Source organism: Kineothrix alysoides, assembly GCF_000732725.1.
GTDB lineage: Bacteria > Bacillota > Clostridia > Lachnospirales > Lachnospiraceae > Kineothrix > Kineothrix alysoides.
On sequence record NZ_JPNB01000002.1, the window covers coordinates 135,401 to 160,277 of the forward strand.

General features: G+C 42.7%; 37 protein-coding genes. 4 read left to right on the top strand and 33 right to left on the bottom strand.

Going from position 1 to position 24,877, the window contains the following annotated elements:
• Positions 1 to 214: 214 nt before the first annotated feature.
• From rpmJ to rpsJ, 27 genes are all read right to left on the bottom strand, one after another.
• Complete coding sequence (gene rpmJ / locus CC90_RS0111565) at positions 215 to 328, bottom strand: 50S ribosomal protein L36 (protein ID WP_031271335.1); 114 nt, start codon at positions 326 to 328, stop codon at positions 215 to 217.
• Positions 329 to 505: 177 nt separating this feature from the next.
• Positions 506 to 724 carry a translation initiation factor IF-1 gene (gene infA / locus CC90_RS0111570; RefSeq protein WP_022122604.1) on the bottom strand — a complete coding sequence of 73 codons (219 nt, stop codon included), beginning with the start codon at positions 722 to 724 and terminating at the stop codon, positions 506 to 508.
• Positions 706 to 972, bottom strand: a complete 267-nt coding sequence (locus CC90_RS0111575) for a KOW domain-containing RNA-binding protein (RefSeq protein WP_242843299.1) — start codon at positions 970 to 972, stop codon at positions 706 to 708. Before CC90_RS0111575 ends, infA begins: the two co-directional genes overlap by 19 nt.
• A 42-nt stretch (positions 973 to 1,014) precedes the next feature.
• Positions 1,015 to 1,767 carry a type I methionyl aminopeptidase gene (gene map / locus CC90_RS0111580; protein WP_031390932.1) on the bottom strand — a complete coding sequence of 251 codons (753 nt, stop codon included), beginning with the start codon at positions 1,765 to 1,767 and terminating at the stop codon, positions 1,015 to 1,017.
• A 36-nt stretch (positions 1,768 to 1,803) separates the two neighbouring features.
• On the bottom strand, positions 1,804 to 2,448 hold the full coding sequence (locus CC90_RS0111585) for an adenylate kinase (RefSeq protein ID WP_031390933.1): 645 nt from the start codon (positions 2,446 to 2,448) through the stop codon (positions 1,804 to 1,806).
• Between the two features lie 221 nt (positions 2,449 to 2,669).
• A complete protein-coding gene (gene secY, locus CC90_RS0111590; protein WP_031390934.1) occupies positions 2,670 to 3,983 on the bottom strand; it encodes a preprotein translocase subunit SecY in 1,314 nt (437 codons plus the stop codon).
• Positions 3,983 to 4,423 (bottom strand): 50S ribosomal protein L15, encoded by a 441-nt coding sequence (rplO, locus tag CC90_RS0111595; RefSeq protein ID WP_031390935.1) that lies wholly within the window; start codon positions 4,421 to 4,423, stop codon positions 3,983 to 3,985. Before rplO ends, secY begins: the two co-directional genes overlap by 1 nt.
• Positions 4,424 to 4,444: 21 nt before the next feature.
• A complete protein-coding gene (rpmD, locus tag CC90_RS0111600; protein ID WP_031390936.1) occupies positions 4,445 to 4,642 on the bottom strand; it encodes a 50S ribosomal protein L30 in 198 nt (65 codons plus the stop codon).
• Between the two features lie 55 nt (positions 4,643 to 4,697).
• Positions 4,698 to 5,207, bottom strand: coding sequence for a 30S ribosomal protein S5 (rpsE, locus tag CC90_RS0111605; RefSeq protein ID WP_031390937.1), 510 nt, complete (start codon positions 5,205 to 5,207; stop codon positions 4,698 to 4,700).
• 18 nt (positions 5,208 to 5,225) lie between these two features.
• The gene (gene rplR, locus CC90_RS0111610) at positions 5,226 to 5,594 is read right to left on the bottom strand and encodes a 50S ribosomal protein L18 (RefSeq protein ID WP_031390938.1); all 369 of its coding nucleotides are present in this window, start codon (positions 5,592 to 5,594) and stop codon (positions 5,226 to 5,228) included.
• 17 nt (positions 5,595 to 5,611) lie between these two features.
• Complete coding sequence (gene rplF / locus CC90_RS0111615; RefSeq protein WP_031390939.1) at positions 5,612 to 6,154, bottom strand: 50S ribosomal protein L6; 543 nt, start codon at positions 6,152 to 6,154, stop codon at positions 5,612 to 5,614.
• A 102-nt stretch (positions 6,155 to 6,256) separates the two neighbouring features.
• Complete coding sequence (rpsH, locus tag CC90_RS0111620) at positions 6,257 to 6,658, bottom strand: 30S ribosomal protein S8 (RefSeq protein WP_031390940.1); 402 nt, start codon at positions 6,656 to 6,658, stop codon at positions 6,257 to 6,259.
• 16 nt (positions 6,659 to 6,674) lie between these two features.
• Entirely contained in the window at positions 6,675 to 6,860 is a 186-nt protein-coding gene (locus tag CC90_RS0111625; RefSeq protein ID WP_031390941.1) for a type Z 30S ribosomal protein S14, read from the bottom strand.
• Between the two features lie 13 nt (positions 6,861 to 6,873).
• Positions 6,874 to 7,413 (bottom strand): 50S ribosomal protein L5, encoded by a 540-nt coding sequence (gene rplE / locus CC90_RS0111630; RefSeq protein WP_031390942.1) that lies wholly within the window; start codon positions 7,411 to 7,413, stop codon positions 6,874 to 6,876.
• Between the two features lie 24 nt (positions 7,414 to 7,437).
• Entirely contained in the window at positions 7,438 to 7,770 is a 333-nt protein-coding gene (gene rplX / locus CC90_RS0111635; RefSeq protein WP_031390943.1) for a 50S ribosomal protein L24, read from the bottom strand.
• 11 nt (positions 7,771 to 7,781) lie between these two features.
• The gene (gene rplN, locus CC90_RS0111640; protein ID WP_031390944.1) at positions 7,782 to 8,150 is read right to left on the bottom strand and encodes a 50S ribosomal protein L14; all 369 of its coding nucleotides are present in this window, start codon (positions 8,148 to 8,150) and stop codon (positions 7,782 to 7,784) included.
• A gap of 51 nt (positions 8,151 to 8,201) precedes the next feature.
• Positions 8,202 to 8,456, bottom strand: a complete 255-nt coding sequence (rpsQ, locus tag CC90_RS0111645) for a 30S ribosomal protein S17 (protein WP_031390945.1) — start codon at positions 8,454 to 8,456, stop codon at positions 8,202 to 8,204.
• Between the two features lie 37 nt (positions 8,457 to 8,493).
• The gene (gene rpmC / locus CC90_RS0111650; RefSeq protein ID WP_031390946.1) at positions 8,494 to 8,703 is read right to left on the bottom strand and encodes a 50S ribosomal protein L29; all 210 of its coding nucleotides are present in this window, start codon (positions 8,701 to 8,703) and stop codon (positions 8,494 to 8,496) included.
• A complete protein-coding gene (rplP, locus tag CC90_RS0111655; protein WP_031390947.1) occupies positions 8,690 to 9,130 on the bottom strand; it encodes a 50S ribosomal protein L16 in 441 nt (146 codons plus the stop codon). Before rplP ends, rpmC begins: the two co-directional genes overlap by 14 nt.
• Complete coding sequence (rpsC, locus tag CC90_RS0111660; RefSeq protein WP_031390948.1) at positions 9,130 to 9,807, bottom strand: 30S ribosomal protein S3; 678 nt, start codon at positions 9,805 to 9,807, stop codon at positions 9,130 to 9,132. The genes rplP and rpsC overlap by 1 nt, the downstream gene beginning before the upstream one ends.
• Positions 9,808 to 9,819: 12 nt before the next feature.
• Entirely contained in the window at positions 9,820 to 10,224 is a 405-nt protein-coding gene (gene rplV / locus CC90_RS0111665; protein ID WP_035315677.1) for a 50S ribosomal protein L22, read from the bottom strand.
• 16 nt (positions 10,225 to 10,240) lie between these two features.
• The gene (gene rpsS, locus CC90_RS0111670) at positions 10,241 to 10,522 is read right to left on the bottom strand and encodes a 30S ribosomal protein S19 (RefSeq protein ID WP_031390950.1); all 282 of its coding nucleotides are present in this window, start codon (positions 10,520 to 10,522) and stop codon (positions 10,241 to 10,243) included.
• Between the two features lie 40 nt (positions 10,523 to 10,562).
• Positions 10,563 to 11,405, bottom strand: coding sequence for a 50S ribosomal protein L2 (gene rplB, locus CC90_RS0111675; RefSeq protein ID WP_031390951.1), 843 nt, complete (start codon positions 11,403 to 11,405; stop codon positions 10,563 to 10,565).
• A 227-nt stretch (positions 11,406 to 11,632) separates the two neighbouring features.
• On the bottom strand, positions 11,633 to 11,932 hold the full coding sequence (gene rplW, locus CC90_RS0111680; protein WP_031390952.1) for a 50S ribosomal protein L23: 300 nt from the start codon (positions 11,930 to 11,932) through the stop codon (positions 11,633 to 11,635).
• Positions 11,932 to 12,588 (bottom strand): 50S ribosomal protein L4, encoded by a 657-nt coding sequence (rplD, locus tag CC90_RS0111685; RefSeq protein ID WP_031390953.1) that lies wholly within the window; start codon positions 12,586 to 12,588, stop codon positions 11,932 to 11,934. The genes rplW and rplD overlap by 1 nt, the downstream gene beginning before the upstream one ends.
• A 31-nt stretch (positions 12,589 to 12,619) precedes the next feature.
• Complete coding sequence (gene rplC / locus CC90_RS0111690) at positions 12,620 to 13,303, bottom strand: 50S ribosomal protein L3 (protein ID WP_031390954.1); 684 nt, start codon at positions 13,301 to 13,303, stop codon at positions 12,620 to 12,622.
• A gap of 91 nt (positions 13,304 to 13,394) precedes the next feature.
• Entirely contained in the window at positions 13,395 to 13,712 is a 318-nt protein-coding gene (rpsJ, locus tag CC90_RS0111695; RefSeq protein ID WP_031390955.1) for a 30S ribosomal protein S10, read from the bottom strand.
• A 449-nt stretch (positions 13,713 to 14,161) separates the two neighbouring features.
• On the opposite strand from rpsJ, the gene CC90_RS0111705 reads away from it, so the two are divergent.
• The gene (locus CC90_RS0111705; RefSeq protein ID WP_165919309.1) at positions 14,162 to 15,394 is read left to right on the top strand and encodes a GNAT family N-acetyltransferase; all 1,233 of its coding nucleotides are present in this window, start codon (positions 14,162 to 14,164) and stop codon (positions 15,392 to 15,394) included.
• A gap of 302 nt (positions 15,395 to 15,696) precedes the next feature.
• Here CC90_RS0111705 and rhaD read toward each other — a convergent pair whose 3' ends face one another.
• The 6 genes from rhaD to CC90_RS0111740 all read right to left on the bottom strand — a co-directional run bounded on the left by rhaD (position 15,697) and on the right by CC90_RS0111740 (position 22,672).
• Entirely contained in the window at positions 15,697 to 16,521 is an 825-nt protein-coding gene (rhaD, locus tag CC90_RS0111710) for a rhamnulose-1-phosphate aldolase (protein ID WP_031390957.1), read from the bottom strand.
• Between the two features lie 216 nt (positions 16,522 to 16,737).
• Positions 16,738 to 17,994, bottom strand: a complete 1,257-nt coding sequence (locus CC90_RS0111715; RefSeq protein ID WP_031390958.1) for an L-rhamnose isomerase — start codon at positions 17,992 to 17,994, stop codon at positions 16,738 to 16,740.
• 141 nt (positions 17,995 to 18,135) lie between these two features.
• Positions 18,136 to 19,536, bottom strand: coding sequence for a rhamnulokinase (gene rhaB / locus CC90_RS0111720; protein WP_031390959.1), 1,401 nt, complete (start codon positions 19,534 to 19,536; stop codon positions 18,136 to 18,138).
• Between the two features lie 107 nt (positions 19,537 to 19,643).
• Positions 19,644 to 20,606, bottom strand: a complete 963-nt coding sequence (locus CC90_RS0111725; RefSeq protein WP_031390960.1) for an AraC family transcriptional regulator — start codon at positions 20,604 to 20,606, stop codon at positions 19,644 to 19,646.
• A 193-nt stretch (positions 20,607 to 20,799) separates the two neighbouring features.
• Complete coding sequence (locus CC90_RS0111730) at positions 20,800 to 21,549, bottom strand: polysaccharide deacetylase family protein (protein ID WP_051869478.1); 750 nt, start codon at positions 21,547 to 21,549, stop codon at positions 20,800 to 20,802.
• Positions 21,550 to 21,847: 298 nt separating this feature from the next.
• Positions 21,848 to 22,672, bottom strand: a complete 825-nt coding sequence (locus CC90_RS0111740) for a MerR family transcriptional regulator (RefSeq protein ID WP_031390962.1) — start codon at positions 22,670 to 22,672, stop codon at positions 21,848 to 21,850.
• Positions 22,673 to 22,792: 120 nt separating this feature from the next.
• On the opposite strand from CC90_RS0111740, the gene CC90_RS0111745 reads away from it, so the two are divergent.
• From CC90_RS0111745 to CC90_RS0111755, 3 genes are all read left to right on the top strand, one after another.
• Positions 22,793 to 24,121 (top strand): MATE family efflux transporter, encoded by a 1,329-nt coding sequence (locus CC90_RS0111745; protein WP_051869481.1) that lies wholly within the window; start codon positions 22,793 to 22,795, stop codon positions 24,119 to 24,121.
• Positions 24,122 to 24,335: 214 nt separating this feature from the next.
• Complete coding sequence (locus CC90_RS0111750) at positions 24,336 to 24,539, top strand: hypothetical protein (RefSeq protein WP_031390964.1); 204 nt, start codon at positions 24,336 to 24,338, stop codon at positions 24,537 to 24,539.
• Positions 24,529 to 24,783: a CD3324 family protein gene (locus tag CC90_RS0111755; RefSeq protein WP_031390965.1), complete on the top strand. Its 255-nt coding sequence runs from the start codon at positions 24,529 to 24,531 to the stop codon at positions 24,781 to 24,783. The genes CC90_RS0111750 and CC90_RS0111755 overlap by 11 nt, the downstream gene beginning before the upstream one ends.
• Positions 24,784 to 24,877: the final 94 nt, after the last annotated feature.

Sequence of the window (24,877 nt, forward strand, 5' to 3'; positions counted from 1 at the left end):
GCCTCCTAAGCAACTGGCCTTGGTATCAACAAGTAACCTCCGTAGGCTCCTACGCTCAATTATAATCGATTTATATTTATCAGCACTTCTTATCAATGAGTAAATAGCACTCATAAGAGTAAATAACACTCATAAGAATAATCCGCGCTGCAGCCGCATATCATAATTGGACAAGGATCCTCTGCTATTCATAAAATTACTGTTAGCGCAGGGATTATCCTTGTCTTTGTTTGTGCTTGGGATTCTCACAGATTACTCTGATTCTTCCTTTTCTTTTAATAATTTTGCACTTTTCGCAAATTGGTTTTACTGATGATCTAACCTTCATGTTAAACCCTCCTTTCAAAAAAGACCGTTTTACATTATATCATGGAAACAATGCAAATGCAAGGGTGTTTTCGCAACTTTTACCCATTTTCCTGCCTGTCTCTCCAGATAACACGTCCCTTAGACAGAATCATAATGCGATTTACTGTAATCCAATATGTTACATCCGATTTGCCTTTTACTTATCTCTCCAAATAATACGTCCCTTGGACAAATCATAAGGAGATAACTCTAAAGTCACTTTATCTCCGGGTAAGATACGAATGAAGTTCTGCCTTAACTTACCGCTTATATGAGCAAGCACCTTGTGTCCGTTTTCTAATTCTACCTGAAACATGGTGTTTGGCAATTTTTCGATTACTGTTCCTTCAATTTCAATTACATCTGCTTTTGACATACGATACCTCCTATCGCTTTCCTTATTTCTTCATTATATATGGGCTGTTTCTTTATCAGCTTCTCTTTTAAAATATCATCGGATTCTTTCTTGATAATCTGAATATGCTTTTTATTTTTCTTTTTCGGATGTTCCGTATCTTTATATTTTCCATCCGCTAAATATACATATTCGGTATCTTCCTGTACTATGATATATACCGTATCTTTATCATGGCCTGCTTTCGATGTCGCAAACATTCCTATCATAAAAATCTCCATTCTGCCGTTACCTGCATACGCCTGACCTCTTTACAGCAAAGTAAGTATTTCCGGCTCGCCGTCAGTGATGAGAATCGTATTCTCATAATGAGCGGACAAAGAGCCGTCTGCGGTAACTACCGTCCAGTCGTCATCCAACCATTCCACTTCCCAGTCTCCCATATTGATCATGGGTTCTACCGCCAAGGTCATACCAGCCTGAAGCCTAAGCCCCTTTCGTCGCTGGGCAAAATTCGGTATCTGCGGTTCTTCGTGCAGCTTGGTTCCGATACCATGACCCACCAAATCCCTGACGATGCCGTATCCGAAGGAGGAAACATAACGGTCGATCGTATTTGATATATCATACAAATGATTGCCGGATTTTGCCATTTTAATCCCTTCAAAGAAACTTTGCTTCGTCACTTCTATCAGTTTCCTGGCTTTGTCGTCTATCAGGCCGACGGCGTGTGTCCTCGCCGCGTCCGAATGATACCCTTTATAGATTAAGCCCGCATCCAGACTCACAATGTCTCCGTCCCGCAATATATGATCCTTATGGGGAATCCCATGAACCACTTCATCATTAACGGACACACATATGGATGCCGGATAGCCGTTATAATTCAAGAAATTAGGAATACAACCGTAGCTTCTGATTAGCTTTTCTCCCAGTCTGTCAATATCAAGTGTTGACATCCCCGGTTCAATCGCGTCTCCGAGGCGCGCATGAACCTCTGCGAGTATCTTGCCCGCTTCGCGCATCAGTTCTATTTCCCTGTCAGATTTAATTGATACTGCCATATGATAACCGTGCCTTTCTCAATGCCCTTCGATGCATTACGCCTCCAGTGTGCGGACGATGGTGTCGAATACGTCCTGCATGGGCTTGGTACCATCCACTGTCCTAAGCACGCCCTTCTTGCTGTAGAAGTCGATCAAAGGCTGTGTTTGTTCATGATAAACCTTAAGGCGGTTCAAGACGGTCTCCGGTTTATCATCATCACGCAGAACCAATTCTTTTCCGCATCTATCACAAATCCCTTCCTTTTTCGGAGGAACATGTTCTATATGATATGTAGCTCCGCACGCAAGGCAAGCACGTCTGCCGGACATTCTCTTTACAATATTTTCATCGGGTACATCCACGTCGATAGCATAATCGATTCCGTCATTTAACTCGGTAAGGGCCTTATCAAGCACCTGCGCCTGTGGAATCGTCCTCGGGAAGCCATCTAATATATAGCCGTTTTCGCAGTCGTCTGCGGCTACTCTGTCGAGCAATATCTTCACAGTCAGTTCATCGGGAACAAGCAATCCCTGATCCATGTATTTTTTTGCTTCCATGCCAAGTTCTGTACCGTTTTTAATATTTGCTCTGAAAATATCACCGGTAGAAATATGGGGAACGCTGTATTTATCCGCAATCATTTGCGCCTGTGTTCCTTTTCCGGCCCCCGGAGCACCTAACATAATAATTTTCATCGTTATATCGTCCTTTCTTAGCAAAAGTCCATACTAAAACAACGAGCAACACGCTGCGCGAATTGCTCTTATGTTGAACAAACGGACACACGCTGCGAGGCGGGTGCCCATCTCAAAATCAGAAGTCAATCAATTTCTGATTTCGGAAGAAGCATGGGAGCGGGCCACAGGCCCTTCCCCTTGCCTTCCTGTTATGATTCTAAAAGAATTTCCGCTAAATCCTAATCGTTCAAAAAACCTTTGTAGTTACGAACTAACATCTTTGACTCAATCTGCTTTATCGTCTCGAGCACAACGCTTACGATAATGATAAGACTCGTTCCTCCGAATGATACGCTGGCGTTGAACACGCCGTTGAATACGAAAGGAATTACTGCTACAAGAGTCAGTCCAAGAGCGCCTATAAAAATAATGTAATTCAATATCTTTGTCAAATAATCGCTGGTAGGCTTACCGGGTCTGATACCTGGAATAAAACCGCCCTGCTTTTTCATCCTGTCGGCTATCTCCAACGGATTAAAGGTAATGGATGTATAGAAATATGCAAAGAAAATTACGAGTAAAACATATACCAAAAGCCCGATGGTATAAACCGGCTCTTTCGGATTGCACCAATGAGATGACGTAAGTCCCTTTAATATTTCTGCCCATATGCCCGTTCCCTTATAACCCAAAAAGGAACCGATAACGACTGGGAGCTGCATGAGGGAGGAAGCGAAGATAATCGGAATAACGCCCGACGTATTCACTTTCAAAGGAATATTGGTGGTCTGACCTCCAACCATTTTCCTTCCCTGTACTTTTTTCGCATATTGTACCGGAATCTTGCGCATACCGCCGTTCAAGATAACGACCAAAACTACCATGCCGACGATAACGCCTATGATAATGAGTGCCGCCACTACTGCTAACGCTGTGGATTTGCCGTATACAAATTGCTCGAATAATTTATTGATGTCATGCGGCAGACGAGAAATGATATTGATAACGAGCACGATAGAGATACCGTTTCCCACACCGTTTTCTGTAATTCTCTCGCCAATCCACATAAGAAACGCACTGCCCGCAGTGAGCGCTGCAATAACAGTAATTACATTTATCGCATTGTAAGTCTCCAGCAAACCTTGTCTTCCGAATCCGATCGCCATAGCTGCAGATTCAAACAGAGCAAGTCCTACTGTCACATAACGAGTAATCGCTACGATTTTCTTCCGTCCATCTTCCCCATCCCTCTGCATTTCTTCCAGCTTCGGAATCGCAATCGTCAAAAGCTGCATAATGATGGAGGATGTAATATATGGGGTAATGTTTAATGCTAAGATGGACATATTGAGAAATGAACCGCCTGTAAAAGCATCCAGGAAACTAAATGCATCTCCTGTCTGTGCCGCAAACCAATTAGCAAAATAATGTCTGTTTACCCCCGGTGCGGGAAGCTGTGATCCGAGACGGATCACAACCAGCATCAGGAAGGTAAAAAATACTCTATCTCTGATCTCTTTGATTTTAAATGCGTTCTTTAAGGTTGCAAACATTACATCACCTCTGCTGTTCCACCAAGAGACTCAATTTTTTCTTTTGCCGACGCGCTGAAGGCATTAGCTTTAACCGTGAGCTTCTTAGTAAATTCTCCGTTTCCGAGGATCTTAACACCGTCTCTGGGATTTTTAACAATGCCCCTTTCGATCAACGCTTCCACATCGACCGTCGCGCCATTATCAAATACTTCCAGAACGCTCAGGTTAATACCTACGATATCCTTAGAGTTAATGTTCTTAAAACCTCTCTTAGGAATACGTCTGTATAACGGCATCTGACCACCTTCAAAGCCCGGTCTGGGAGCTCCTGAACGAGCTTTCTGACCTTTGTGTCCTTTTCCGGCTGTCTTTCCGTTACCTGAACCGTGTCCGCGACCTCTTCTAAAATTATCACTATGTTTAGAACCTTCTGCCGGTCTTAAATTAGATAATTCCATTCCTGACACCTCCTTATCTTTTTATACTTCTTCTACCTTTACTAAATGAGCTATCTGTCTGATCTGTCCTCTCGTAGCTTCGTTGTCGGGCAGTTCGATTGTCTTATTAAGCTTGCGAAGTCCCATTGCTTCAACCGTTGCCCTATTCTTAGGCACAGCTCCGATAGGAGATTTCACTAATGTTATTCTCAAAGTTTTTGTATCTTTCTTTGCTGCCATTTCCTATTTCTCCTTTCAATAACTAACATGAACCTCAAAGTAATGGCTCACGCTGCTATGCCAAAATCTCTTCTACAGATTTACCGCGTTTCTTTGCGATTTCTTCCGGAGTCTTCAATTGGCTCAATCCTGCAACTGTAGCGTGAACAACGTTCTGTTTGTTACTGGATCCCAAAGATTTCGTACGGATGTTTTTAATTCCTGCGAGTTCGCATACGTTACGTACCGGACCGCCTGCAATAACACCGGTACCATCCGGAGCCTTTTTCAAAAGAACGGTTGCAGAACCGAATTTTCCGAGGAAATCATGTGTAATACTATTATTTTCATCGAGCGCAACAAAAACCAGATTCTTCGTTGCATCTTCTTTTCCCTTACGGATAGCTTCAGGAATTTCTGTTGCTTTTCCAAGTCCTGCGCCTACGTGTCCGTTTCCGTCGCCTACAACAACTAAAGCAGTGAATCGGAAGTTACGACCACCTTTTACAACCTTAGTTACTCTCTTGATGGAAACTACTTTTTCATTCAATTCAAGCTGACTTGCATCAATGATTGTATGTCTCATGTGATTTTCTCTCCCTTCCTAGAATTCTAAGCCAGCTTCTCTGGCTGCTTCAGCTAATGCTGCTACTTTTCCATGGTATATAAAGCCGCCTCTATCAAAGACTACTGTTGTAATACCTTTTTCCAATGCTCTTTTAGCAATGACTGTTCCTAAATATGCTGCTGCATCAACGTTATTGGTTTTCTCAAGCTCGGCCTTCACATCTTTTTCAAGGGTGGAAGCTGCTACTAAAGTATTTCCAACTGTATCGTCGATAATTTGAGCATACATATGATTATTACTTCTGAAAACAGCTAACCGCGGTCTTCCGGCTGTGCCGCTGAAACGGTTACGAATTTTCATGTGTTTTTTTACACGAACTTTTTGTCTAGATTCTCTACTAACCATTATCATACTCTCCTTATCTATTTCTTACCAGTCTTACCAACTTTACGTCTGATAGTTTCATCAGCATATTTGATACCCTTGCCCTTATAAGGCTCCGGTCTTCTCTTATCTCTGATTTCAGCTGCGAATTGGCCAACTTTTTCTTTATCGATTCCTTTAACAATAATGACGTTCTGTCCTTCAACTACTGCTTCGATGCCTTCGGGATCTTCCATCTCTACCGGATGAGAATATCCTAAAGATAAAACTAATTTATTGCCGTTCTTTGCTGCTTTGTAACCAACACCGTTTACTTCCAGCTTCTTTTCATAGCCAGCCGTAACACCTACTACCATGTTGTTGATCAAAGTTCTTGTAAGTCCGTGGAGAGATTTCATTTTCTTCAAATCGTTGGGTCTCGTTACAACGATTTCAGCACCCTCCATTTTAATTTCCATTTCAGACGGAAGCACTCTTTCAAGTGTTCCTTTAGGACCTTTTACAGTCACTTTATTATTTTCTGCGATATCCACAGTTACGTCTGCCGGAACCGCGATTGGCATTCTTCCTATACGTGACATGCCCGTACCTCCTATTATTGTCTTATTTCAGTGTTTCCGGAAGAACGCAAGCGTTCTTCCAAAATTCGACTTGTCGAATTTTTAATCAATTTATTGATTTTTTTACCATACGAATGCTAAAACTTCTCCGCCTACTTGAAGCTCTCTCGCTTTTTTATCGGTAATTACGCCTTGGTTTGTGGAAATGATAGCGATACCAAGTCCTCCAAGAACTTTAGGAAGCTCTTGCTTGTTGGCATATACACGAAGACCCGGCTTAGAGATTCTCTTAATGCCTGCGATAATCTTTTCGTTTTTGTCAGCGCCGTATTTTAATGCAATACGGATTGTTTTGAAGTTTCCATCCTCAATTATATCAAATTTCTTAATGTAGCCTTCCTCTAAAAGAATCTGCGCAATAGCTAACTTCATCTTAGAAGACGGAACATCTACCGTATCATGTTTTGCAGTATTTGCATTACGGATTCTCGTAAGCATATCTGCAATAGGATCACTCATCGTCATTTAGTTTGCCTCCTTTTTACCAGCTTGCTTTTTTCACGCCCGGGATTTGTCCCTTGTATGCTAATTCACGGAAGCAAATTCTGCAAATTCCGTATTTTCTCAAATAAGCATGTGGACGACCACAAATTTTGCAGCGATTGTATTCTCTCGTGGAGAACTTCGGCTTACGCTGCTGTTTAATCTTCATTGCTGTCTTAGCCATGAATTTACCTCCTCTATTTTGCGAATGGCATATTGAATAATGTTAATAATTCACGGGATTCTTCATCTGTCTTTGCCGTTGTAACAAAGATAATGTCCATACCTCTTACTTTATCCACCTTATCGTATTCGATTTCGGGGAAAATAAGCTGCTCTTTAATGCCGAGCGCATAATTGCCGCGTCCGTCAAATGCGTTAGCGCTAACGCCCCTGAAGTCACGTACACGAGGTAATGCAAGGTTTACCAAACGATCGAGGAATTCATACATCTTCTCACCGCGAAGTGTAACTTTACATCCGATAGGCATCCCTTCTCTGATTTTGAAGTTAGCAATGGAATTTTTCGCTTTTGTAAGGACTGCCTTCTGACCTGTAACCGTCTCAAGATCCTTTACAGCTGATTCCAAAATCTTCGCATTCTCTTTCGCTTCGCCTACGCCCATGTTGATAACGATCTTATCGAGCTTCGGCACTTCCATAACGTTTTTATATCCAAACTTTTTGACCATAGCATCTACGATCTCATTTTTATACATTTCTTTAAGTCTGCTCACGCGTCTAGACCTCCTTCCTTAGAATTAATCAATAACTTCGCCCGTTGATTTAGCTACGCGAACCGCTTTGGTCTTACCAGGACGCTTATCATCTGCAGTCCTCTGGATACCAATTCTGGTCGTCTTGCCTTTGTGAACATACATTACGTTGGACAAATCAATAGGCGCTTCCTTTTGAACGATTCCACCGTTCTGATTGCCCGCAGAGGGCTTTGTATGCTTTGTAATCATATTTACGCCTTCTACTAACACTTTGCCGTTCTTCGCATCTACTAAAACGACTTTACCTTCTTTACCATTGTCTTTACCGGCGATTACTTTTACTGTATCGCCCTTTTTAATTTTCACTGTTGACATTCAGACACCTCCTATAATACTTCAGGAGCCAAAGAAACAATTTTCATAAACTGTTTCTCACGAAGCTCTCTTGCTACTGGTCCAAAAATACGGGTTCCTCTCGGAGTCTTGTCATCTTTGATAATAACAGCAGCGTTCTCGTCAAATCTAATATAAGAACCGTCTTTACGACGAGCGCCTTTTACAGTACGAACAACTACAGCCTTTACCACATCACCTTTTTTCACAACGCCACCGGGTGTTGCATCTTTTACGCTGGCAACGATGATATCGCCGATATGCGCATATCTTCTAGTAGATCCGCCCATAACTCTGATGCACAGAAGTTCTTTTGCACCGGTATTATCAGCAACTCTAAGTCTGCTTTCTTGCTGAATCATGCTAATTCTCCTTCCAAAACTATTCCCAAACCTCGCCGAAGCGAAATTGTTTTATTTTGCTCTTTCGATAATTTCTACAAGTCTCCATCTTTTGTCCTTTGACAACGGCCTTGTTTCCATTACTTTTACTGTATCGCCGATGTTACAGTCGTTATTCTCATCGTGCGCTTTCAATTTATAAGTTCTCTTTACGATTTTGCTGTAAAGAGGATGCTTTACATGGTCTTCAATGGCAACAACAATTGTTTTTTCCATTTTGTTACTGGTAACCTTGCCAGTGCGTGTCTTTCTATTATTTCTTTCCACTATTGATTCTCCTTTCTAATCTGTCAACCAACCTATATTACTTTGCAGCTTTTTCTTTCTGTGTAATAACAGTCTGAATTCTGGCAATATTCTTTCTCACATCTTTGATTCTAGCTGTGTTGTCTAACTGATTTGTTGCGTTCTGGAATCTCAAATTGAAAAGTTCTTTTTTAGCAGCTACTAATTCCTGTGCTAAATCTGTAGCTGATTTCGTATTTAAATCTTCTACATACTTATTGGTTTTCATTTGATACACCGCCTTCCAAGTCTGCTTTAGAAACAATTTTACATCTACATGGAAGCTTATGTGTCGCAAGACGTAATGCTTCTTTCGCTACATCTTCGGGTACTCCGGAGATTTCAAACATTACACGTCCGGGCTTAACAACCGCTACCCAGTATTCCAGGGAACCTTTTCCGGAACCCATACGTGTTTCTGCTGGTTTCGCTGTTACTGGTTTATCGGGGAAAATCTTGATCCAAACTTTACCACCACGTTTGATATGACGGGTCATAGCGACACGGGCTGCTTCGATCTGGTTAGATTTAATCCAACATGGATCTAATGCTACGATACCATATTCACCGTAAGTGATCTTGTTGCCGCGGGTTGCTTTTCCTGCCATAGAACCACGGAACTGTTTACGACGTTTTACTCTTTTAGGCATTAACATTATTTATCGCTCCCTTCCTCCGAAGATACCTTTTCTTCGTTTTTGTTCTTAGTAGGAAGTACCTCACCTTTGTAAATCCATACTTTAACACCAACTTTACCGTAAGTTGTATCCGCTTCCGCAAAGCCGTAATCGATATCTGCTCTCAAAGTCTGAAGCGGAATAGTTCCTTCGCTGTAGAACTCTGTACGAGCCATATCTGCACCGCCAAGACGTCCGGAACAAGAGGTCTTGATTCCAAGTGCTCCTGATTTCATGGTTCTTCCCATGCAAGATTTCATTGCACGTCTGAAGGATATACGATTCACAAGCTGCTGCGCAATGTTCTCTGCAACAAGCTGTGCATCTTTGTCGGGTCTCTTAATTTCTTTAATGTCTACCAAAACCTTCTTGTTTGTCAGCTTGGAGAGTTCTTGTTTGGTTATTTCGATTTCTGCACCGCCTTTGCCGATGACAACGCCCGGTTTTGCAGTATAGATAATAACCTTTACTCGGTCGGATGCTCTTTCGATCTCAATCTTGGAGATTCCGGCACTGTATAATTTCTTTTTAAGGAATTTTCTGATGTTGTAATCTTCCACTAAGAAGTCTGAAAATTCAGCATCAGCATACCATTTGGAATCCCATTCTTTTATAATGCCGACTCTTAAGCCGTGAGGATTAACTTTCTGTCCCATGTTTACTCCTTTCTACTTTGCATCGAGCACAACAGTGATGTGGCTCATTCTCTTTTCGATTCTGTAAGCTCTTCCCTGTGCTCTCGGTTTTACTCTTTTCATTGTAGGGCCTTTATTAGCGAAGCATTCCGCTACATAAAGATTCTCCGGATTCGGGTATTTTGTCGGATCCTGACTGTGCTTATATTCAGCATTAGCAATAGCTGATTCCAATAATTTCTTAACAACGCCTGATGCATATCTGGGATTGTAGTCCAAAATAGCGAGCGCCGTGTTCACGTCTTTGCCTCTGATAGCATCGAGTACGAAACATGCTTTCTGAACAGATATTCTAGCGTAAGATAACTTAGCTGAAGGTCTGATATCTTTCTGCGCATTTCTCTCTCTTTTAATTTGGGATCTATGTCCTTTTGCCATGGATATTACCTCCTTCTTATCTTACTCTTGATTTCTTTTCGTCCTTACCGTGACCTCTATAGGTTCTGGTCGCAACAAACTCACCGAGCTTGTGGCCAACCATGTCTTCCGTTACATATACGGGAACATGCTTTCTTCCGTCATGAACTGCAATTGTATGTCCCACAAATGAAGGGAAAATTGTAGAACGACGAGACCAAGTCTTAATAACTTGTTTTTGTCCTGCTGCATTCATAGCATCTACTTTTCTCAGTAAACTCTCGTCTGCAAATGGTCCCTTTTTAAGTGATCTAGCCATTATTCTTCCTCCTTATTTTAACGGCATAAAGTAGTCTTTATTACTTTATGCTCCTGCCATCTCTTCTTCTTACAATCAGCTTGTTGGATGCTTTTTTCTTCTTACGCGTCTTTAATCCGAGTGCAGGTTTGCCCCAAGGTGTAGACGGTCCCGGACGTCCGATACCGGTCTTGCCTTCACCACCACCGTGCGGATGGTCGTTAGGGTTCATAACAGAACCGCGAACCGTAGGGCGGATACCCATGTTACGCTTACGTCCTGCTTTACCGATATTAATAAGGCTATGGTCAACATTTCCTACAACGCCGACGGTCGCTCTGCAGTTAATCGGCACCATTCTCATTTCGCCTGAAGGAAGACGCAGTGTTGCGTATTTGCCTTCTTTAGCCATTAACTGTGCGCTGTTTCCGGCAGAACGAACGAGCTGTCCGCCTTTGCCCGGATATAATTCGATGTTGTGAATCTGCGTACCGACAGGAATTTCTGATAAGGGCAGGCAGTTACCTGCTTTTATCTCGGCCTGGGTGCCGTTCATTACGGTCATGCCGTCCTTCAATCCTTCCGGAGCGATGATATACGCTTTTTCACCGTCTGCATAGCAGATAAGTGCGATATTTGCCGTTCTGTTAGGATCGTATTCGATGCCTATAACCGTTGCAGGAATACCGTCTTTGTTTCTCTTAAAGTCGATAATTCTGTATTTTCTTCTGGAACCACCACCGTGATGTCTTACTGTGATTTTACCTTGATTATTACGGCCTGCATTCTTTTTCAAAGAAACACAAAGAGACTTTTCAGGAGTTGTCTTTGTAATCTCAGCGAAATCAGAACCGGTCATATTTCTTCTGGAAGGTGTATATGGGTTGTATGTCTTAATTCCCATGATTTTTTCTCCTTTACTAATGAGTCGCGCGGTAGGCTGAGCATGGACGGCGCATGTCGAGCGGCTGAATGTCACCATCCATACCGGACGCTCCTGCGGCGTTCGTGCGAGTAACGCGGTGTGGGAACTCGTTAGTTCCCAAATGCCTATCGCATACTTTTACGTTACTTCTTTGTTTTAATGTTGCTTACTGTCATTTCTCCAAAAACTCTCAGAACGCTCTATTCTTAAAGTCCTGCGAATATTTCGATTTCCTTGCTGTCTTCCGTCAACTGAACAATCGCTTTCTTCACTTTGGAAGTTTTTCCGTAAGTGTTTCCGCGCCTCTTCGTCTTACCATCCAAATTCATGGTGTTAACTTTCTTAACCTTTGTTCCTTCGAACATTTTCTCAACAGCTTCTTTAATCTGTGTCTTATTCGCTTCTGTATGAACCAAAAACGTGTATTTCTTTTCGCTCATACCAGCCATACTCTTCTCGGTTACAACCGGTTTGAGGATTACATCATAATATTGAATTGCTGCCATTATGCGTACACCTCCTCAATGTTAGCTACCGCTTCTTTTGTAAGAACTACGGTACCATATTTCATAATGTCGTAAACATTAATCGTGCTCAGAACATCTTTGATCTCTCCTGCTTTGTCAATTGCCACATAAGAGGTCGCAATCGCAGGGATGTTTCTTGCCGAACAGATCACGTTGTTATCGATTGTTCCAGTAATCACCAAAGCTTTGCTTACGCCTAAGTTGTCGAGAACTTTTTTGAACTCTTTTGTCTTGATTCCGTCCAGTTTCAATTCATCTACAACGATCAACTTGTTGCCTTCCACTCTGCTCGTAAGTGCAGATTTAAGTGCTGCCTGCTTCTCTTTCTTATTCATCTTGAAAGAATAGTCTCTCGGAACAGGTGCGAATACTACACCGCCTCCGGTCCACTGGGGAGCTCTTGTGGAACCTTGCCTTGCATGACCTGTTCCCTTCTGTCTCCAAGGTTTTCTTCCGCCGCCGGAAACTTCTGCGCGTGTCTTTGCTTTCTGTGTTCCCTGACGATTATTTGCAAGCTGTTGTACGACTGCCATGTGTACCAGATGTTCATTGACCTGAACGCCGAATACCGCATCGTTTAAGTCGATTTTACCAACTTCTTTGCCTTCCATATTATAAACAGATACGTTTGCCATCTGAATGGTCCTCCTTTCACCCGTTTCAGGCTTATGCTTCAACCTTAACGGTTTCTTTTATTGTCACTAAAGCTTTCTTAGGTCCCGGAACTGCACCTTTTACTAAAAGCAGGTTCTTGTCTGCATCTACTCTTACTATCTCAAGATTCTGAACCGTAACTCTTACGCAGCCCATATGTCCGGGCATTCCTTTTCCTTTGAACACGCGGCTCGGGGAAGAACATGCGCCGTTGGAACCTTGGTGACGATGGAATTTGGAACCGTGTGTCATAGGTCCTCTGTGCTGTCCGTGTCTCTTGATCGCACCCTGGAATCCTTTACCTTTTGAGATCGCAGATGTATCTACTTTATCTCCTACTGCAAAAATGTCCGCTTTGATTTCATTACCGAGTGCGTATTCCTCAGAATTCTCAAACTTGAATTCTCTTACGTATCTCTTGCCGGAGACGCCAGCCTTGTCAAAGTGACCTTTCATCGCTTTATTCACGCCATGTCTGTGAACCACTTCTTTTTTACCGCTCTTGTCTTTATTAACGATTCTTTCTTTCTTGTCAGCAAAGCCAACCTGTACTGCTTTGTAACCGTCGTTCTCTTCTGTCTTGATCTGTGTTACAACGCAAGGTCCTGCCTGAAGTACCGTTACCGGAATCAGGGAACCGTTCTCATCGAAGATTTGAGTCATTCCGACTTTCGTAGCTAAAATAGCTTTTTTCATTTCTTTACCTCCATTTATTCTACAGCGGCCTAGTTCTTTATCGGAACTTTGCATACTAGTAGGGGTCTTGTTTGTTTACTTTCGATGAAAATTACTTGTTTTTCATCTTGATGTCAATATATACACCAGCCGGCATCTCGAGTCTCTGCAGCGCATCAACTGTCTTGGGTGTCGGGGTAATGATATCGATCAGTCTCTTGTGAGTTCTTTGTTCGAACTGCTCTCTGGAATCCTTGTATTTGTGAACCGCTCTCAGAATAGTAACTATTTCCTTTTTTGTAGGAAGGGGTACCGGTCCGCTTACCTGTGATCCGTTTTTCTTAACTGTTTCAATGATTTTTTTGGCAGATGCATCAACCAGGTGATGATCGTAAGCTTTTAATGTGATTCTCATTACTTGACTTGCCATAAAAAAAGTCGCCTCCTTTTCGCACTTTTTAAATTAAGTACGACAAGCGGTGACTGTACACTCTCCCGTGTGTGTCCTAAAGTTTCTCACTCTCGAACTATCTCACACGTCGTTTCTACGTTGCTGTCAGAAGATTATCTTCTACGTAGACCATATTATCTGTACAGTGACTTGTCGTCAGTTTCCTAAGCCATTATATCCGGCTCTCTTGACATTCGCTCCACGGAAAACCTGCCTTTCGGCAGCAACCTCACGCTTCATTGCTATCATGCCACAGCAATAAGTAGTATACATGATGTTTCCTCATGTTTCAAGTGTTTTTTTATATTTTTTTAAATTTTTTTAAAATGACCATTCTAAGGCCATTTTTCGCAAAAAAATACCTACTCAGCATTATAGAATATTATATAATAGAAGTAAACAATAAAAGGTTTTATGGAGGTAATACTTTGATAGTCAGAAAAATCAAGCCGGAAGAAGTAAAACGCACAGAAGAATTGTTCTCTGTTTCTTTCGATTCTTCTTATAGTAATGAAGAAACACCTATGAAATTATATCAGAAATACATAGACGCTCCCGAAAGCAGAGAACAGGAGCATTGTCTGGAAAGGTTTGCCGCCTTCGAGGACGACGATACGACTATGATGAGCTGCTTCATCGTACAGCCTTTCGAGATTCGTTTCGACGGCCACAAGGAAAAGATGAACGGTATCGGCGGAGTAGCTACTCTGCCCCAATACCGGAAAAGAGGCGGTATTCGTGCCTGCTTTGCCTCTGCTCTTCCTTATATGTATGAACAGGGCGCCGCTTTTTCCTACTTATATCCCTTCTCCACCGCTTATTATAGGAAATTTGGTTATGAAATATGTTGTAAACGGCACTTGTATCGTATCTCTCTTCCTCATATTCCGGCTTATCCGACGTCCGGTACCTGTTATCTGCTGGAGGAGGCTACGAAAGCCGATGCCATGAAGGATATTCTTTATATATATAGGAAATGGCTGGAAAAGTATAACATGATGGTGGAGGATGCTGATTACGACTACCGTTTTATCGAGACTGCAAGTCCTTTTAAAGATCAGGTATTTACTTATGTATACCGTTCTGATAAGGGGGAGGCGCTCGGTCTTATGACCTTTAAGTGTGATACTTCCCCGGAGCATAGATTGATTGAATGCAGCCGTCTCTTCTATATTAATAACGAAGGACTGCAAGGGCTTTTGACTCTTGCAAAAAGCTATGCGGCCGACTATCGCCATATCCGCTTTTCTCTTCCTGTGGACATGCCTCTTGAGCAGGTACTGCCGGAATGGTCTATGGGCGCAGTGAGCTGCGATTCGATTCCCAATGGTATGGTTCGTGTTATCGATGTAAAAAAGGCGCTGCAGGATGCACAATATATTGGAGATGGGGGACTGTCGTTAGAAATCTCAGATCCTTTTATTCCGCAGAACAATGGCGTATTCACGATAAACTTCCGAAACGGAATATGCGAGGAGCTTGCAATGGGCAAAGGAACACCTGATATTGTACTTCCTATATCGGCGTTCTCTGCATTGATTGCGGGAGGGTATGATACGAGTACCGTTCCGCTGTGGGAAGGGGTATCTGTATATGGGGATATGGCGGATATTTCTAAGGTATTCTATAAAAAGGCGGTGCATATTGCTACCTACTTCTAATTTTTTATTTTTGGTTTTCATGAAGGCTGCTGCGAAATAATTTTATTTGCAGCAGCCTTTCTCATGTCTCCCACTGATTTGTTGATCATATTTCTCTGTGTCACAAAATTAATACTATGGTCATCTCTTCCATTAGTAAATACGTAATACAGTGTACCGTCCAGATTATGCCCTATATACACCCACTGGAAATTATCTCACCAAGTTCGTAAATTGGGGGCTCACTTTAATATAACTATCAAAACCATTTGCAGTAACATCCCCCCGTTAAATACGATAAAAAAACACACTTTTGTTCAAATTTATTTTTCATACAAAAATTTCTCCGATAAAGTAACCTTAAAGTCCTTAGCAAGACTTCTGAATTCATCTGGTTGAATCGTCTGCAATTTGTCTGGCCTCATGGATAACATCTTTACCAGAATCTGGGCGGACTTTTCCACTGTGTGCATCAGTCCAAAGGTCAAATCGAAATTCTCGCCTGCTGCGAACATTCCATGGTGGGCCCATATAGCCACATCGTATTCCCTCATTAGTCTGCTTGTTGCTACCGCGATATCCCTTCCTCCCGGAACCATCCACGGCACAACACCAATTCCGTCGGGAAATACTACCGGGCATTCTGTCGCCATCTCCCACAATTCTCTTGTAAATACCTCATCCCGTAGGGGAAGTACAAAGGTCAATGCGATTATATTGGCGGTGTGCGCATGGTAGATTACATGGTATCTACCCTTTGTTGCAATCTTCTTCACCTCGTGGTTCATTAGGTGGGAGGGCAGTTCAGAGGTAGGCCTGCCGCCATTTACAAGTCCCCATACAATACGATAATTTTCTCCTTTATCGTCCAGTTCAATCATGCAAATGGAATCTTCCGGTCTTAAAATAACATTTCTAAAATATTTTCCGCTTCCCGTTACAAGAAAATATTCTTCCGCAAGCCCCGGTACACTAGTGCCTATAGGCTGCCATTCCCCTATCTGAAAATTTCCCTTTATCCTAACTACTTCTTCAGGCTTGACACGATAGGAAAGATTTCCACCATTTCTTTCATGCCAGCCCTGTTCCCATCCGTCATTTGCCATACGGATAAATCCTCGTACAAATTCTGCATCTAAAAATTTCATATTCATTCCTCCGCATATATAATATTTATCGTTCTTATGCCCACTGCTTTAATATACGTGTTTTACGTTCATCGTCCTTTATATACACTCGAGCATGTCAGACAACTGCTTGTATCAAATCTTATGCTCCACTTTGAGGAAGACAAGACATGATTTTGCGGGCGTAGTGGTGCCACATAAGCAGTTTTCAGACACGCCCCGGCTTCCATAATTATTCTAACGGTACATCAATACTTCAGCTTCATATTTTTGTATGTCCTCAAACCAGCTCTTATCCTCCGGTACACCACATTGCCTGCAATACTCCGCCCATATGTCTCCGAGAGGATAGGTTTTCAGTTCCTCCTGCATTATCATAAGCTCTGTCAGACGGCTTTCCTCCTGAAGCCTCCTCAGCGCTTCGTTAGGCGTACATAATGCGCTTAACAGTGCTTTCTGCCAGCTTCTGAAACCTACGGTCCACGCTGCAACGCGGTTAATGCCTGCATCGAAATAATCGAGGGCCATGTATACACGGTCAAGACCTTCACAGCGGACAATTTCCTTCGCCATCTCCCTGGTCTCATCATCGAACAGCACTACATGGTCGCTGTCCCATCGAACCGGTCTCGTAATATGCAGGGCAATTTCAGGATAATAGCATAATAGCGCGGGAATCTTGTCAGATACTACCTCCGTCGGATGATAATGTCCGTTATCCATTAACGGCAGGCAGCCTTCGTGGGAAGCAGCAAAGCTCAATGTGAACTCCCCGGAGCCTACAGTATAGGATTCCACACCAATTCCGAACACCTTGGATTCCACACAGGGCTTCACAAGCTTCTTGTCATATTGCTCCGATAAAATCTGCTCAATGGAGTCTTTATAACGCAGTCTCGGTCCCATGCGATCAGCCGGCACGTCCTTATAGCCGTCTCCGATCCATATGTTCATGACGCAGGGTACGCCGGTCTCCTTAGCAAAATATTCCGAAATACGGATACATGCTTTTCCATGGTCAATCCAGAATTTCCTTGTAGCTTCGTCGGGGCTGGATAAGGTCAAGCCATCCTTCACCTTCTCATGAGAGAAGAAGGTAGGATTGAAATCGATGCCCATATTTCTTTCCCTTGCAAACTCCACCCATTTCGCAAAATGTCTCGGTTCCAGCTTATCGCGGTCCGCATATTCGCCCTTTTCAAAAACAGCATAGCAGGCATGGAGGTTCAGCTTCTTTTTACCGGGCATCAGACGAAGTGCCTGATCCATGTCGTCCATAAGTTCCTGCGGCGTTCTCGCTTTTCCGGGATAGTTGCCGGTAGCCTGTATTCCTCCGGTCAGCGGCCCCTCATGGTCAAAGCCGGTAACGTCGTCGCCCTGCCAGCAGTGGAGGGATACCGGAACTTCTTTTAGCTTTGCAATGGCCGCATCGGTATCTATGCCGATTTCCTTGTACATCTCTTTTGCTGATTCATATCTTTCCTTACTTGTCATTATGTATTGTCCTTTCTGTTATTTATGTTTTTATTTCTTTCATTTCTGTAAGTCTATCTTCCATATTTATACTCATGTCCGCTTTGATGAGCTCAAAGTTATGTCTTTTATAATCATCTATTCTATGTGCCAGAAACTGCTTTATGGTTCATAGACCTCTATCGGAAACGAACGATAGATGCACTCCCTCGCCTCTTTCAGATCCCGCAGCTCTCCTCCGGCTATCATTTGGGCCGCGATGTTGCCGATAGCGGTGGCTTCTATTGGTCCTGCGATTACGGTACGATTGGTAGCTTTAGCAGTGAGAGCATTCAAATATTCCGCATTCGCACCGCCGCCCACAATGTAAATCCTATCATACTGCTTTCCCGTGATTTCTTCGATTTCCCCAATAGTCCTCTCATAGCATTTAGCCAGACTGTTGTAAATTACTGCCGCGGTCTGTTCGATTCCCTCCGGTATCTCCTGCCCCGAGTCCCGGCAGGCATATTTCACCTCCGCCGCCATACTTGCCGGTGCGAGAAAACGCTCTTCGTTGCAATCAACAAGGGAAGCTATTGTTTCCTCGGAGGCGAGCCTGCAGATCGTCCCGTAGTCCATATCCTGCCCTATTTCTTTTTTCACCGACTGAATCATCCAAAGACCCATTATGTTTTTCAGATAACGAAAGCGGAAGCTATAGCCGCCCTCATTCGTAAGATTGTGCAGTTCGCTCTCTTCAGAGCAATCCGCATGCATTAGCTCAGTTCCCATTAACGACCAAGTTCCGGAGCTGATATAGAGAATATCCTTCTTGCCGCTTGGCACCGCCATCACTGCCGAGCCGGTATCATGAGTGGCAGGAAGGATTACTCGGCAATCGTACCCCAGCTCCTTTTGGATTTCCTCTGTCAAGCTCCCTAACACGGTACCGGGAGTCCGGATCTTTTGAAATATTTCTTCGGGGTAGCCAAGCTTTTTTATCAACTCTATATCCCAGGTCTTCGTCTTGGGACTTACCAGCTGCGTGGTAGTTGCATTGGTATATTCCGCTGATGCCGTTCCTGTAAGCAGATAGTGAAAGTAGTCGGGGATCATCAGCAGCTTTCTCGCCTTTGCAAGCTGCTGCGGCTGCCTCTTTTTCAGCGACATAAGCTGATATATTGTATTGAATATCTGCTTCTGGATTCCCGTCCTTTTATAAAGCGCCTTCTCCGATATGATTCGATAAACCTCTTCGTCCATCCCCTTCGTTCTTCCGTCACGGTAAGCTACCGCATTACCGATTCGTTTATTTTCTTCATCCAAAAGAACGAAGTCTACCGCCCACGTATCGATTCCAACGCTTACCGGAATCTTGCCCTGTGCGGCACACTTCTCCATTCCCGCTTTAATTTCTGCAAATAAGCTGTCCACATCCCAGATCAGCTCTCCGTCCTTTTCTGTCATGCCGTTCGGGAAGCGATGGATTTCTTCTAAAAGCATCCTTTCCCCTTCCTTGTGGCCCAATATATGCCGCCCGCTGGAGGCGCCTATGTCAATCGCCAGATAATATTGGTTCATTTGTCATACAGTTCCTTTCTTCCATAAAATAAGAACATGAATTATGACTTTATCTTATCTGCTTTTTCTGCAATAAAAAAGAACACCTTTTGTTCAAAAAAGTGTCCTTATTTTCCATTTATCCTATAGGTTCTCGGAGTAACTCCAAATTGCCTTTGAAAGATTCTATGAAAATAGCTGATGTTATCATATCCCACTATCATGGCCGCATCCATGACTGACATGGATGTGGTGCTGAGAAGATAAGCCGCCTGATTCAACCGCTTTGTCTGAACTAACTCCGTATAGGTCTTGCCCGTGCGCTTCTTTATTTCCTTGGACAGCCAGTACAAATCATAATGCAGGCTGTTTGCCAGCTGCGTCAGTTCCCCGTCTCTATAGTGTTCCTCGATATAGCTTAAGACCGTAATGATCAGCTTCTGCTGCCCGCTGCTTTCGTCAGTCTCCAGTTTATCCATGTGGTTCATCAATTGAAGGAACAAAAGGCCCATGGTGGCCTGATTGATACTCCGTTTGTTAGACTGCTTGTTTACGATTGTCCAGATCAGGTTTTCCACCAGATTCTGTATTGGAAGAATGTCCGCGACCTTGAAGTGCAGATAGCCGAAAGCACCGCTTTCCCCTCGCAGGGCGTCGATAATAAAGTCCCGAAGCAGATTCCGCTCCTCCTCCATCATCCTCAGGGCGGAATCGAAAAATTCGGGAAGAATGATGAAGTTGACCGCAACATCATCCTCTCCTGCCGGATATATCTCCTGCGTGGCACTCTGATTCAGAAACAGCAACTCACCCTGCGCAAGCCGCACATCCTCATCGTTTACATCATGGTGAGTGGAACCGGAGCACATATAGATTACCTCGATATAATTGTGCTTGTGCTTAGGAAAATGCACAAACCTCGTATGAGTGCGCACCTGAATCAGCTTGCCCGCCTCTAACAGCTTCTTCGAATCGATAGTATCAGTTTCAGAAGACATATACAGCTCTTTTTCGATTTCCGAGGCTCCCGAAAGAAGACGTATTTCTTCCGAGGTGATTTTCTTTAATTGGGATAGAAGTTCTTTTGTCATAGTTCTTACATCCTATTCAGAAAGGGTGAACTCGTTAATATTTTAAAAAACTTGGAAAAATGAAGTTCATTAAATCTTAATGCAAGGTGTCGTCCAGCCCATAGCTTGTGATATTTCATATATTTCTGCTCCATGATAGGGCTGCACTCTTATAAGACTAGATTATATTGTCTTTTGAATCAATAGATTTTACTTAATACAACAATACCTGAGAATTGGTTCCATAGAAGATTTCTTCTTTTCCCGCAAGCTTATCTAAGATTTTCTCTATCTGGTCCCAGTTATTGTTAACGTCGAATTCGTAGCTATGGCCCCAGATATAAAAAAGCTGTGGTATTTCCGGCTGGAGGTTCAGGAAATCGTCGATTAACGTCATTATATCCATATCATCGTGGTGGCAGGTGGGCTTTAGTCTAAGAAGGTCCTGCGGAATATCAAAGGTTTTTGAGCTTTCTACTGTTCTTGAATATTGAATGCCACACTTTTTCAGAACTTCTACTACCGCATCGTTGTAAGTGCCGAAGGGATACGCCATTCCATTCATGCTCCGGCCAAATATTCTTTCTAAATTCTGTTTATCCACGAAGACTTCGTTATAAATGGTATCTTCATCGCATTTGGTCAGGTCAGCATGGGTCAGACAGTGTACTGCAATTTCGTGGCCTTTGTATAATTCGGGGAGGTCCAAGGCATTCATGCGATGAATAGTCAGACCGTTGTTATCCCATAAGGACGCGTAGCTTTGTATTCCGCTGTTTAGATTGAAAGTACATTTTGCCCGATAGTAATTGAATAGCTCTGTAAGTTGCTTGTCCTGCGTTACGCCGTCATCATAGCTGAAGGTAACGGCTTTCCTTTTTTCATTCCACATAATGTTTTCACCACCATTTTCAAACTCTTTTATCAGTATTGGAGCTGCTCCCATGTGACTGATTTTCAGCATCCCTTATATCCATATTATAACAAATCCAGAAATTTTTCTACATACATAAGGTAAAAGTCGTAAGCTGATTTTTAAAAGCAAACCCTGAACCGGGCTCCTTTTACCCTCTGCTGATTTTCAAAGTTATATGAGCAGGCGGTGCAATCAATCGAATTTTGAAAAGAAATATGATGGCAAAAATTTTCGCAGCCGGGTTGTACTTCAGGCTGCATGGAATGATTATCCAAGCTATTTGTAATGGTGATCACCTTAAAAACGGAGAAATTGTTGAATTGAATTTGGAGTAAAGGTATTATCTTTATTGTACGTGAATCTCTATCTGCAAAAGATATTTTGTGGAATCGATGGTAGAGGTCTCATCGAACAAGTACTCCTCATATGCATCGCCGCATACTTTCAAACCCGCTTCTTTTATATAATTTAGAACCCTGTCATATAGGGCGGCGCTTTGTGAATATTCACCATACTCCCGTCCAATTACATATAAGCCTTTGGGCTTTTCTGAATTGCTCGGATAACTGCCCCCGGATAAAGGGCAATAATAATACCGGGAAGGATGAGAAAAATTTCTTTTCAATAAATCCGAATGGGAAATAATCGAACCGGCAGGCAAGCCGCGAATGATCTGATTATCGTTACAGAAATCATAAAATTCCACAAGATAGTACCAGCCATCCAGTACATGACTGGTCTCCGGAAGCTTTGGTCCCAGCAAAAGCGGTACGGCATCATATTCCCTAACTTCAATAGAGTCAATATCATTTCTCACGCTCATTCCCTTTTTTGTTAAACTAATTCGGGTATCCAGCATATCGTTAATCTGTTCTAACGTTTGAATCTTTTCTTGAACCACAGCTTTTTGCGCTTGCAGCATATCTATCAAATTTTCAGGTGAACGGTTACTTAGATATTCCTTAATTTGTTTTAAGGGCATGCCTATTTCCCTCAAAACGGTAATCACATTAGCAATATCGATCTGAGGATAGGTATAGTAACGATAGCCGTTATTTCTATCGATCTCGGTAGGAGAAAGAAGTCCTATACTATCATAAAACAAAAGAGTCCTTCGTGTAATCCCGGTTACATGGGCAAATTCACTTATTTTCATACGATACTTTTCCATCTTCTATTCTTCTTCCGCTTTATAAATTTTTTTATTTTTTTGATTCATAACTTGACTGTACAGTATATGTACAGTTTATAATAGCCAGTTGAACTAATCAATGTTTTTTTGGAGGAGTGTATGTTAAATAAAATTTTAGACATGAAACACATCAATAAGCAATTTTCTCGATATGTAATCCCATCGGTAATCGGGATGCTCGTTCAGGCACTATATGTTATCCTGGACGGCGTTATCGTCGGACAGGGTATCGGCGAGGTCGCACTCGGCGCCATCAATATTGTTTTCCCGTTCAGCATGCTGGTCATCGCTCTGGCTATGCTTATAGCCGTAGGCGGTGCAAATGTATACTCTTTTCACAAAGGGCAGGGGGAGGCAGAAAAGGCGAACAATATATTCTGCCAATGTCTGGCCTTGGCCGTTATGATAGGTATCGTGCTGGCATTAACGGGCTTCTTCTTTCGGGAACGGATTTCTATCTTCTTGGGTGCAAACGAAGAATTGTTAGTTCCTGCAGTTGCCTACCTCAAATGGTCGGCCCCCTTTTCTCTTATACAAATGGTCACATTCGGTCTTTCTGTTTTTGTGCGCAATGACAATAACCCTAAAATAGCTATGCTTGGTTCTGTCTTTGGTGCTGTCATCAACGCAGCTCTCGACATTATTTTTATCCTCGTCCTTCATTATGGAATTGAGGTGGCAGCAATTACAAACGGCATCGGCATGGGTATCGAATTTCTTTTTTATATCAGCCATTTTATCTTTAACAAAGGATCTCTGCGCATTCGCAAGCCGATCTTCCATTTGGGGGAGATAAAAAGAGTATTGAGTAACGGTATGGCTTCCTCTCTGATGGAATTCAGCGTGCCGGCCTTTACCTTTTCCTATAATCTTGCTGTAGTGCAGATTACAGGAACGCTTGGCGTATCCGCATATTCCATCGTGGGCTATGTATGTTCGATTATTAATATGGTTGTAATGGGCGTGGCGCAGGGCGTGCAGCCCCTCATGAGTCTTTATCACGGTCAAAATGAGAAGAAAGGCTTTTCCTATGTGTACCATCTTGGAGTCATTACCAATATTACCGCCTCCGTCATATTAGTTGCTATTTGTGTAATCTTTGGAGAAAATATTGCCCCGCTGTTCCATACCGGCAATACTGCTTTAACGAGTCTAACCGCGTATATGCTCAGTCAATATCCATTTGCATATATTTTTATAGGAATCACTTTAATGAATATCCTCTATTTCCAGACCATGGAACGCAACATCTATGCAACGTTGCTTTCGTTTTTACGATGTCTCGGCTTTGTTCAGATTTTTTTACTGCTTTCCGTATTCGTATTCCATGCTAAGGGGATCTATCTCACCTTTTTGGCCGGCGAATTGTGCCATTTTATTATTTCCCAGACATTGGTAAGGAGAACCATGAAACGAAGTATGACTTAATTCCTCGTTCTTTATTGATTATTATGAATTAATCCTCACAACGCAAAAGTTTCTTTCAGAAAATCCCCTTACTTATGAACTCCCAGAGGCTCAAAGGAAAGAACATAATTTTCAGGACTTGGCGGACTGGTACGCCGAACTGTCTTACACATGGCTGAGAATCCGCCATTATGCTCAAGAAAGAGACGCTGTCAAAGTTTATATGTGGGGGATAATGCTTCAAGAAGAATTGAATAACGTCTGTGCAGACTTTGGTTTTGAGAAGATGGAACTTATGGCAGCCTACGACCCAGATAACTTGAGCGCCTTTGTCAGCTCCTCAGACAAATATGAATCAGAAATGAGAGCAATAATTGAAAACGGCGGCGGAACAATCCGGGAATTTAAGGATTTTGAGAAGTTTCTAAATGAAGTATAAAAATGCACAGGATATTTTGCCTGACAAACTTCTTAAAGAACTACAGACCTATGTCTCGGGTGAAACCTTGTATATACCCAACACAGAATCCAAAAAGCAATGGGGAGAATCTTCCGGAGCACGCAGCTACTATAAGCAGCGCAACGCGCAAATCCGTGAAAAGTATATGCAGGGAGGCACCTTGGAAGAACTGGCAAAAGAATATAATCTATCAATAGATTCCATCAGAAAAATTATATACTAATATTACAAGCAAAGATGCCGCAGCCTAACATTCCCGTCAGGCTGCGGCACTCCGTATATCTATCTCACCCCGGCATAATCATACCAAGATTTCA

Coding starts and splice junctions, on each gene's coding strand:
- rplR (WP_031390938.1), bottom strand. CDS start 5,594: ATGGTTAGTAGAGAATCTAGACAAAAAGTTCGTGTAAAAAAACACATG.
- rhaD (WP_031390957.1), bottom strand. CDS start 16,521: ATGAAATTTTTAGATGCAGAATTTGTACGAGGATTTATCCGTATGGCA.
- rpmD (WP_031390936.1), bottom strand. CDS start 4,642: ATGGCAGCAAAGAAAGATACAAAAACTTTGAGAATAACATTAGTGAAA.
- rpsS (WP_031390950.1), bottom strand. CDS start 10,522: ATGGCTAGATCACTTAAAAAGGGACCATTTGCAGACGAGAGTTTACTG.
- rpmJ (WP_031271335.1), bottom strand. CDS start 328: ATGAAGGTTAGATCATCAGTAAAACCAATTTGCGAAAAGTGCAAAATT.
- rpsC (WP_031390948.1), bottom strand. CDS start 9,807: ATGGGACAGAAAGTTAATCCTCACGGCTTAAGAGTCGGCATTATAAAA.
- rpmC (WP_031390946.1), bottom strand. CDS start 8,703: ATGAAAACCAATAAGTATGTAGAAGATTTAAATACGAAATCAGCTACA.
- rpsJ (WP_031390955.1), bottom strand. CDS start 13,712: ATGGCAAGTCAAGTAATGAGAATCACATTAAAAGCTTACGATCATCAC.
- CC90_RS0111755 (WP_031390965.1), top strand. CDS start 24,529: ATGAAGTATAAAAATGCACAGGATATTTTGCCTGACAAACTTCTTAAA.
- rplW (WP_031390952.1), bottom strand. CDS start 11,932: ATGGCAGCAATTCAATATTATGATGTAATCCTCAAACCGGTTGTAACC.
- CC90_RS0111745 (WP_051869481.1), top strand. CDS start 22,793: ATGTTAAATAAAATTTTAGACATGAAACACATCAATAAGCAATTTTCT.
- rpsE (WP_031390937.1), bottom strand. CDS start 5,207: ATGAGACATACAATCATTGATGCAAGTCAGCTTGAATTGAATGAAAAA.
- infA (WP_022122604.1), bottom strand. CDS start 724: ATGTCAAAAGCAGATGTAATTGAAATTGAAGGAACAGTAATCGAAAAA.
- CC90_RS0111715 (WP_031390958.1), bottom strand. CDS start 17,994: ATGACAAGTAAGGAAAGATATGAATCAGCAAAAGAGATGTACAAGGAA.
- rplX (WP_031390943.1), bottom strand. CDS start 7,770: ATGTCAACAGTGAAAATTAAAAAGGGCGATACAGTAAAAGTAATCGCC.
- CC90_RS0111585 (WP_031390933.1), bottom strand. CDS start 2,448: ATGAAAATTATTATGTTAGGTGCTCCGGGGGCCGGAAAAGGAACACAG.
- CC90_RS0111740 (WP_031390962.1), bottom strand. CDS start 22,672: ATGGAAAAGTATCGTATGAAAATAAGTGAATTTGCCCATGTAACCGGG.
- CC90_RS0111625 (WP_031390941.1), bottom strand. CDS start 6,860: ATGGCTAAGACAGCAATGAAGATTAAACAGCAGCGTAAGCCGAAGTTC.
- rplF (WP_031390939.1), bottom strand. CDS start 6,154: ATGTCACGTATAGGAAGAATGCCAATCGCGGTTCCGGCAGACGTAACT.
- secY (WP_031390934.1), bottom strand. CDS start 3,983: ATGTTTGCAACCTTAAAGAACGCATTTAAAATCAAAGAGATCAGAGAT.
- rplV (WP_035315677.1), bottom strand. CDS start 10,224: ATGGCAAAAGGACATAGATCCCAAATTAAAAGAGAGAGAAATGCGCAG.
- CC90_RS0111575 (WP_242843299.1), bottom strand. CDS start 972: ATGATAGGAATGTTTGCGACATCGAAAGCAGGCCATGATAAAGATACG.
- CC90_RS0111730 (WP_051869478.1), bottom strand. CDS start 21,549: ATGCTGAAAATCAGTCACATGGGAGCAGCTCCAATACTGATAAAAGAG.
- rplO (WP_031390935.1), bottom strand. CDS start 4,423: ATGGAATTATCTAATTTAAGACCGGCAGAAGGTTCTAAACATAGTGAT.
- rplP (WP_031390947.1), bottom strand. CDS start 9,130: ATGTTAATGCCTAAAAGAGTAAAACGTCGTAAACAGTTCCGTGGTTCT.
- CC90_RS0111725 (WP_031390960.1), bottom strand. CDS start 20,606: ATGACAAAAGAACTTCTATCCCAATTAAAGAAAATCACCTCGGAAGAA.
- map (WP_031390932.1), bottom strand. CDS start 1,767: ATGGCAGTATCAATTAAATCTGACAGGGAAATAGAACTGATGCGCGAA.
- rpsH (WP_031390940.1), bottom strand. CDS start 6,658: ATGACGATGAGTGATCCTATTGCAGATATGCTTACGAGAATCCGTAAT.
- rplC (WP_031390954.1), bottom strand. CDS start 13,303: ATGAAAAAAGCTATTTTAGCTACGAAAGTCGGAATGACTCAAATCTTC.
- rplB (WP_031390951.1), bottom strand. CDS start 11,405: ATGGGAATTAAGACATACAACCCATATACACCTTCCAGAAGAAATATG.
- rplN (WP_031390944.1), bottom strand. CDS start 8,150: ATGATTCAGCAAGAAAGCAGACTTAGAGTTGCTGATAATACCGGTGCA.
- CC90_RS0111750 (WP_031390964.1), top strand. CDS start 24,336: ATGCTTCAAGAAGAATTGAATAACGTCTGTGCAGACTTTGGTTTTGAG.
- rplD (WP_031390953.1), bottom strand. CDS start 12,588: ATGGCAAACGTATCTGTTTATAATATGGAAGGCAAAGAAGTTGGTAAA.
- rhaB (WP_031390959.1), bottom strand. CDS start 19,536: ATGAACCAATATTATCTGGCGATTGACATAGGCGCCTCCAGCGGGCGG.